The organism is Chryseobacterium limigenitum (genome assembly GCF_900114875.1).
Taxonomy (GTDB): Bacteria; Bacteroidota; Bacteroidia; order Flavobacteriales; family Weeksellaceae; genus Chryseobacterium; species Chryseobacterium limigenitum.
Genome location: NZ_FPKW01000005.1, coordinates 275,596 through 282,232, shown reverse-complemented (window position 1 = coordinate 282,232; position 6,637 = coordinate 275,596). Strand labels below are relative to the sequence as shown.

Genomic DNA, 6,637 nt, shown 5'->3' with positions numbered 1-6,637 from the left:
GAAATAGAAAGACAAACACGCGGAGACAGGGAAAAAATTCTTACCTGGGCTGTACAGGTTTACGGAGAATACAACAAGCAAACCAATAAAAACTATAAATCTGAAAATTAACATTATGAAAAAGTTACTTTTACTAGCTGTTATGTTCATATCTTATGGTTTATCTGCACAAACCAGTCCTGGAGATTTATATATTCAAAATTATACCCCTCATTATATTGAATATTTTATATGGAGATCAAATTTATCCAATACAGCAGGCGGTTGTGCTCCCACATTAGAACCAAGAGCTGCCACAGGCGGATTGATGAAATTATCCTATTCTACCAATCCGGGATATTCATCTACAGATGCCTTACATCAATTTAATGTAAATACTACATTTTCTGCCAATCCGGCCTTTCCTACAACACCCATAATCGGAGCCTGGATTTTGAATGGTATCAATACTTATACTGCCCCAGCTCCTATCCTTACTACATTCAGTAATGCAACGACTTATCATGGGGTAAAATTCGGGGTGCAAGATATAAACGGAGTAAATATTGGGGGATATTATTCTTTAGGACAAGAATGTGGAGGCCCTATCATTCCTGATTTATCATACAACCCAAATGCCGTTATTGCAGGAAGTTTCTTCTCATTCGGAGGAGCTAATTGGATGATATTATATTAAATTTAAAATAATTAATCGTCTCAATTTAAGAAGCTTTAGTTTTAAAAACAATCCCGAAAAATTATATTTCGGGATTGTTTTTATTATAATATTTAAATGAATTTTTATCTTACAATCCAACTACAAATCCAATATTTGGCACTAAACCACTTGAAAATATACTTGAATTTTCTTTCCACAGAACATTATACATTAATCCAATCTGCATGAAAGAATTATTTCCGATTCTTTGCATATAACCTCCTCCCAGATACAAAGCATCTTCCTGTTCATTCATTTTATAATCGTAATATTTATCTTTATAATTGATAAAGTAATGCTGATAATTAGCACTTAAATAAAAAGTTCTGGCAATATAATAATTCAAAAATGGCCCAACTCCGAACATTGTAGAACTGTAAGCATTTGATTTCTGCCACGAAATACTTCCCAGAACTCCACCTTCAAGATCGTCCGTAAGTCTGTAACCAACTCTTGGAGCCGCTGAAAGATTAAAGTAATTGTTACTGCCAAAACCAAAGCCTATTCCGCCTCCGAAAGTCCACTTGTTATTATTTTGTTCCGTTGTACCTACCGAAACTTGAGAAAATACAGATCCTGAAAGCATCAAAACTAAAGGAATAATAAACTTTTTCATATAAATTGTTTTTATCAATGTTTAAAATTATGGTTTTTTTACGAATTTTTTTAGTTGTATTTTTGCGGCATCAAACTAAGAGCTCCCGTTAAGAGTTTCGTAAAATTGAAATAAAATGAAAATAGTAGTAGGATTATCTGGAGGCGTAGACTCCAGTGTTACAGCATATTTGCTGCAGCAGCAAGGTCATGAAGTGGTGGCTTTGTTTATGAGAAACTGGAACGACGCTTCGGTGACGTTAGAAGATGAATGCCCTTGGATAGAGGACAGTAATGATGCGCTGATGGTTGCCCAGAAGTTGGGGATTCCGTTTCAGGTGATTGATATGAGCGATCTTTACAAGGAAAGAATCGTTGATTATATGTTTGACGAATATCAGAAAGGAAGAACTCCAAACCCTGATGTTTTGTGTAACAGAGAGGTGAAATTTGATGTTTTTATGAAAACAGCGATGTCTTTAGGCGCTGATAAAGTAGCGACGGGGCATTATGCAAGAGTTGATTCTACGGTTGATGAGAACGGAAAAGAGATTTTTCATCTTTTAGCAGGAAAAGACAACAACAAAGACCAATCCTATTTTTTATGTCAATTGAATCAGGATCAATTGTCTAAAGCATTATTTCCTATCGGAGAATTAACAAAACCTGAAGTAAGAGAAATTGCAAAAGAAATCGGATTGGTTACGGCTGATAAAAAAGATTCGCAGGGATTATGTTTTATCGGAAAAGTAAGTCTTCCTCAATTTTTACAGCAACAGTTGGTTCCAAAAGAAGGAGAAATTATAGAAATTTTCAAAGATTCGCCTTTGTTTTCTCAGGAAATACCTGAATTTTCTTCAAAAGAAGAAGAATTAGAATTTTTAAGTCGAAAAATCAATTATAAAAAAGCTGACGGAAAAGTAATAGGAAAGCATCAAGGTGCCCAATTTTTCACGATCGGTCAAAGCAAAGGATTAGGAATTGGCGGACACAAAGAAAGCTGCTTTATCGTATCCAGAGATATGGAAAACAACATTATTTTCGTTGGAGAAGGTCACAGTTTCCCTGGTTTGCATAAAAAAGCCTTGAAAGTTGATAATTCTGAACTACACTGGGTTCGCGAAGATCTAAGACTGAAAAATGGAGTATCTATGGAAGTATTGGCAAGATTCCGTTACAGGCAGGCTTTGCAGAAAGCAACGATTTTCCAGTTTGAAGATGCTTTTTATATGGAATTTGAGGAACCACAATCTGCCATTGCAGAAGGACAATTTGCCTCATGGTATCTAGATGACGAACTTATCGGAAGCGGAGTGATTGCATAAAAAAGAAAATTTTAACTTTTTCTGTAACATATTTTGAGTTGTTATACTTACTTGATAAATAACAATTAAAAATATTAATCATGAAAACTTCATTAAAAAATCAGTATGCTCAGGCAAATCAAGCATTAATCGGAATTGTATCTGCCGTTCTTGGATATAATCTTTATCAGGCGATCGTGCATCCCGAAAAATCACATCTGATAATAAGCATTGTTCTACTAGGAATTACTTGCTATATGTGTAAATACTATGGCTATAAAACAGCCAAAGAGACGGAAGAAAAGTAAATTCCCGGATAAATTATAAGAAGCCCGAAGCCATTTGTTTCGGGTTTATTTTTTGAAATAATTCAAGAATAATTATCTAATCTTTTGCTTTAATTCAGGTAAATTAAAGCAAAAGATAACAATACCTTCTAAAATTAAAATCACAATTAAAAATCCGACTGCCTTTCCTAAAAAAATTCCTCTGATTAATTTTACAATTCCCAAAACGAAAATCGAAAATCGAAAACATAAAGTAAAATGTAGTTTTAGAAATCGTTTCATTAAGTGATTTTAAAAAGAAAACTGAAATATAATAAGCTCCATGAGTCGCATTTTATAAGTACGTGTATTAGTTTTAACCAAGAGCTGATTGCCCTCTTCGAAATTTTTCAGAAAGCAGACCGGAAAACGTTTTTCCCCGATTCAATCAGCTTTCCGATTGACAGCGATGAAATCCCAAAATCTATTGTACAACAGCTTGAAGATACAGAGGCTAACAGGATTGATTACAGGTGATTGGTATTTTGGTGTTTGGCTCCTAGTGTTTGGTGTTTGGCCAAAAAATTAACCAACCAGCCAGTCTTTAAAATCTTTCACGCGGTCGCGGCTTACCGTAATTTCTTCCTTTGGCTGAAAGTCTAATTCCACTTTGTAGTTTGGCGAAGTGTGAATATTTTTAATGTAATCTGAGCTAATAATAAACTGCCTGTTGGCACGGAAAAATTTCTTTTCATCCAAGACATCTTCCAACTCATCCAATGTGAAATCTGAAGGATAGGTACGGTCTTCTGTCTGCAGATAAACGATCTTATTTTCACTGAAAAAACAACTGATCTCACTTGTCTGAACGATCTTCAGATTATATCCAATCTTAACCAAAACCCTGGAAAGTGTTGTCTTATCTTTCTTAATTAACTGCTTAATTTCCTGAGAAGTAACGGAATTACCAGAAGGAAGAAATGATTTAAATTTTTCAATAGCTCCGGCAAGATCCTCTTCTAAAATTGGCTTTAAAAGATAATCGATGCTATTCAGTTTAAAAGCTTTCAATGTATACTGATCAAATGCTGTCGTGTAAATGATAAATCCTTTTGTCGGAACTTTTTCAAAAATATCAAATGATAAACCGTCACCCAAAACGATGTCTGAAAAGATAAGCTGCGGATGCTCATTTTCTGAGAACCATTTCACTCCGTCTTCCACAGATTCAAGACTCGCAACAACCTGTAATTCAGGAAACAGGCTCAACATTCTTTCTATCTTTCTTGCTGCAGGTTTTTCATCTTCAATAATGACAGTTTTGATCATTGATTTTTAGTTTTTAAAATTAAATAAAAGTTCTCAGGTATTAAAAGTTTATTGGTTCTTTTGATTTTCTCATCTCTTTTTCCATCACTTCATTTTCCCATTCAGAATCAAAAATAAATAGTTTTACCGCTTTTACCGTTAAAATAATTCCCCAGATTCCTAAAATAATTGAGCCGTCGAAAAGTGAGAAATCAAACGTTCCTTTTTCAAAAATATCGTCTAAAAAAACGAATCCCGTAATGATTGCGAACCAAAATATACCTTTATAGAATTTTTTTAGTTCTTTTACTCTTTGTTCTGCCTGATTATAATTCATGATATTGATTTTTAAAAAGTTATTATTGTTTAATTAAAGTGTTTTTACGTTTTTTCTGTCTTCATCCATCAATTCTTTGATCTTCTTTTCTTCCCAGTTTTTTCCGATTCCGAAGACGTTGATTCCGTGTGCCGCAAGCCCCATTCCCCAACCTAACATCGGCCAGTAGAACCATAAATGATCCGGAGAAGTTAAAAGATTAAGAACCAGTAAAAAAGGAATCACAAGGCAATAAGAAGTAAGATTTCCGTAGAATCCTTTTAATTCTTTTACTCTTCTTTCTGCTTTTCTGTAAGATAAGTTTTCTTTGTTTTCGAAGGTTTCCATATGATGTTATTTTTAAGTGTTTGTTTTTTTGTTGATTCAAATTTAGGTCAATAAAGAGCCTCGAATCAACTTTATCTTACTGAATGGTAGAAAATGAATACTGAAATGTAAAATTTTGAGCTTAATGTTTCTCTTTGTCCATGAGTTCTTTTATTTTTTTCTCTTCCCAATTACTTCCGAGTAAAAATCCGGGTATAAAGACTCTCATTCCGTAGCCGATAACTCCGATTCCCCAGAATATCGGGAGAGAAAAATATTTCAGACTCCAAATGGTTTGTCCGGGCTCCAATTCTCTGTAATTCAGGAATAAAATAAAAATATTCACAGCAAAATAAATGAAAGTGAAAACATAAAAATTCTTTATTTTTTTTACTCTTCTTTCAGCTTCTTTGTAACGAAGGTCGTTTTGATCCATATTTTCCATAATCTTAGTTTTTATCTTTTATCTTGTTTTTCTAAAATTTCTCTGATCTTTTTTTCTTCCCAGCCTTTCCCGATTGCAAACACGCTCATTCCGTGAGCTGCAAGGCCAATACCCCAGCCCAGCATCGGAAAATAAAACCAAATGTGTTTCGGGTTAGTTATAAGGTTTACAATGATCAAAAACGGAATGATAATGCAGTATGAAATCAAGTTTCCGTAAAAGCTTTTGATCTCTTTTACTCTTTTTTTAGCTCTTTCGTAAGCTTTGTCGCTATCGTCAACTTTTATGCTCGCTTCGTTTGGTTTAGCTAATAATATCGGAAGTTTTACTTTAAAATAATCTTCAGATTTTTCGATAAAAACATTCTTTTTTGTAAGCAGAGAATAACGCTGAACAATATTAGACAAACCGATTCCTGCGCTCTCTTTCATCTGCTCTCGCACCTGAAGATTGTTTTCAATACAAAGTGTATCATTTTCAGAAAAAACTTTGATAATTAGTGGTTTTGAAGAGGTCGCAAAATTATGCTTGATACAGTTTTCCAACAATAATTGCAGCGAAAGCGGAACCACATATCTTCTGTAATCTTCCTTATTTACATCGAAAACAAAATCTACGCTGTCTTCAAATCTGGTTTTTAAGAGATCACAATAGGTTTTTGCAAATTCTATTTCATCTTCTACCGTAACCAATTCTTTATCTTTCTGTTCTAAAACGTACCTGTAAATCTTTGACATTGAAGCAGTAAACTTCTGAGCCTGTCTCGGATTTTCATCAATTAATGAACTTAAAACATTCAGTGAATTGAAAAGAAAATGCGGATCTAACTGGTTTTTTAAACTCTCAAATTGTGCATTGGCAGATTTTGCGATTAGCTTCTGCTCTACAACTTCTTTTTTGGAAGTTTTCTTGAGTTCTTCCATGAAACCTCGCGCATGAAGAAAAGCAGAAATCAACAAGGCAACATTTATCGTAAACCAATTGATGAAATTATATCTTCCTGAAAAATATTCTGCCGTATTAACCGCTTTTTGAATCAGTACAAAATTCACATAATTACAAAAATAGACTAAAATAATATTCGCAATAAGAATCGAAACAATACTTATGACCGCTCTTTTTGTCGTAGCCTCAGACCAAGGGAATTTTTTATTAAGAAAGTCATTAATTAAGCCGTTTCCTGCACCTAAGACGAACGAATACATGAAGGATATCAATACGGTCAGTAAAAAGTTTTCAATCGTTTTTTCATCAGTAAAAGCAATGAAAAAAAATAACGATGTTGCCAGCGATATCCATATTAAGGTGATAAAATTTTTGCGTTTCATGAGTGGGTTTCTTGGCTCAAAATTAGTTTTAATTAAAGGTATTAAAAATTTT

The 6,637-nt window shown here is 33.7% G+C and carries 9 protein-coding genes; 3 read left to right on the top strand and 6 right to left on the bottom strand.

What is annotated here, in order from left to right; all coding sequences use genetic code 11:
- The first annotated feature begins 115 nt into the window (after nt 1-115).
- Nucleotides 116-676, top strand: coding sequence for a hypothetical protein (locus BT156_RS09285; protein WP_139255445.1), 561 nt, complete (start codon nt 116-118; stop codon nt 674-676).
- Between the two features lie 109 nt (nt 677-785).
- Here the strand turns inward: BT156_RS09285 and BT156_RS09280 are convergent, their stop codons facing one another.
- The gene (locus BT156_RS09280) at nt 786-1,313 is read right to left on the bottom strand and encodes a hypothetical protein (protein ID WP_072409412.1); all 528 of its coding nucleotides are present in this window, start codon (nt 1,311-1,313) and stop codon (nt 786-788) included.
- A gap of 115 nt (nt 1,314-1,428) precedes the next feature.
- On the opposite strand from BT156_RS09280, the gene mnmA reads away from it, so the two are divergent.
- Together mnmA and BT156_RS09270 are read left to right on the top strand one after the other, a co-directional pair.
- Nucleotides 1,429-2,616 carry a tRNA 2-thiouridine(34) synthase MnmA gene (mnmA, locus tag BT156_RS09275; protein ID WP_072409410.1) on the top strand — a complete coding sequence of 396 codons (1,188 nt, stop codon included), beginning with the start codon at nt 1,429-1,431 and terminating at the stop codon, nt 2,614-2,616.
- A gap of 80 nt (nt 2,617-2,696) precedes the next feature.
- Nucleotides 2,697-2,903 (top strand): hypothetical protein, encoded by a 207-nt coding sequence (locus BT156_RS09270; protein WP_072409408.1) that lies wholly within the window; start codon nt 2,697-2,699, stop codon nt 2,901-2,903.
- A gap of 543 nt (nt 2,904-3,446) precedes the next feature.
- Here the strand turns inward: BT156_RS09270 and BT156_RS09260 are convergent.
- From BT156_RS09260 to BT156_RS09240, 5 genes are all read right to left on the bottom strand, one after another.
- Nucleotides 3,447-4,190 carry a LytR/AlgR family response regulator transcription factor gene (locus BT156_RS09260; RefSeq protein WP_083582325.1) on the bottom strand — a complete coding sequence of 248 codons (744 nt, stop codon included), beginning with the start codon at nt 4,188-4,190 and terminating at the stop codon, nt 3,447-3,449.
- Between the two features lie 40 nt (nt 4,191-4,230).
- Nucleotides 4,231-4,506: a 2TM domain-containing protein gene (locus BT156_RS09255; protein ID WP_072409406.1), complete on the bottom strand. Its 276-nt coding sequence runs from the start codon at nt 4,504-4,506 to the stop codon at nt 4,231-4,233.
- A 33-nt stretch (nt 4,507-4,539) separates the two neighbouring features.
- The gene (locus BT156_RS09250; protein WP_072409405.1) at nt 4,540-4,833 is read right to left on the bottom strand and encodes a 2TM domain-containing protein; all 294 of its coding nucleotides are present in this window, start codon (nt 4,831-4,833) and stop codon (nt 4,540-4,542) included.
- A gap of 121 nt (nt 4,834-4,954) precedes the next feature.
- Nucleotides 4,955-5,257, bottom strand: coding sequence for a 2TM domain-containing protein (locus BT156_RS09245; protein ID WP_083582324.1), 303 nt, complete (start codon nt 5,255-5,257; stop codon nt 4,955-4,957).
- A gap of 11 nt (nt 5,258-5,268) precedes the next feature.
- Nucleotides 5,269-6,585: a 2TM domain-containing protein gene (locus BT156_RS09240; RefSeq protein ID WP_072409401.1), complete on the bottom strand. Its 1,317-nt coding sequence runs from the start codon at nt 6,583-6,585 to the stop codon at nt 5,269-5,271.
- Between the last annotated feature and the right edge of the window lie 52 nt (nt 6,586-6,637).

Excerpts from the sequence above, each read along its gene's own strand:
- BT156_RS09285 (WP_139255445.1), top strand. The coding sequence starts at position 116 with ATGAAAAAGTTACTTTTACTAGCTGTTATGTTCATATCTTATGGTTTA.
- BT156_RS09280 (WP_072409412.1), bottom strand. The coding sequence starts at position 1,313 with ATGAAAAAGTTTATTATTCCTTTAGTTTTGATGCTTTCAGGATCTGTA.
- mnmA (WP_072409410.1), top strand. The coding sequence starts at position 1,429 with ATGAAAATAGTAGTAGGATTATCTGGAGGCGTAGACTCCAGTGTTACA.
- BT156_RS09270 (WP_072409408.1), top strand. The coding sequence starts at position 2,697 with ATGAAAACTTCATTAAAAAATCAGTATGCTCAGGCAAATCAAGCATTA.
- BT156_RS09260 (WP_083582325.1), bottom strand. The coding sequence starts at position 4,190 with ATGATCAAAACTGTCATTATTGAAGATGAAAAACCTGCAGCAAGAAAG.
- BT156_RS09255 (WP_072409406.1), bottom strand. The coding sequence starts at position 4,506 with ATGAATTATAATCAGGCAGAACAAAGAGTAAAAGAACTAAAAAAATTC.
- BT156_RS09250 (WP_072409405.1), bottom strand. The coding sequence starts at position 4,833 with ATGGAAACCTTCGAAAACAAAGAAAACTTATCTTACAGAAAAGCAGAA.
- BT156_RS09245 (WP_083582324.1), bottom strand. The coding sequence starts at position 5,257 with ATGGAAAATATGGATCAAAACGACCTTCGTTACAAAGAAGCTGAAAGA.
- BT156_RS09240 (WP_072409401.1), bottom strand. The coding sequence starts at position 6,585 with ATGAAACGCAAAAATTTTATCACCTTAATATGGATATCGCTGGCAACA.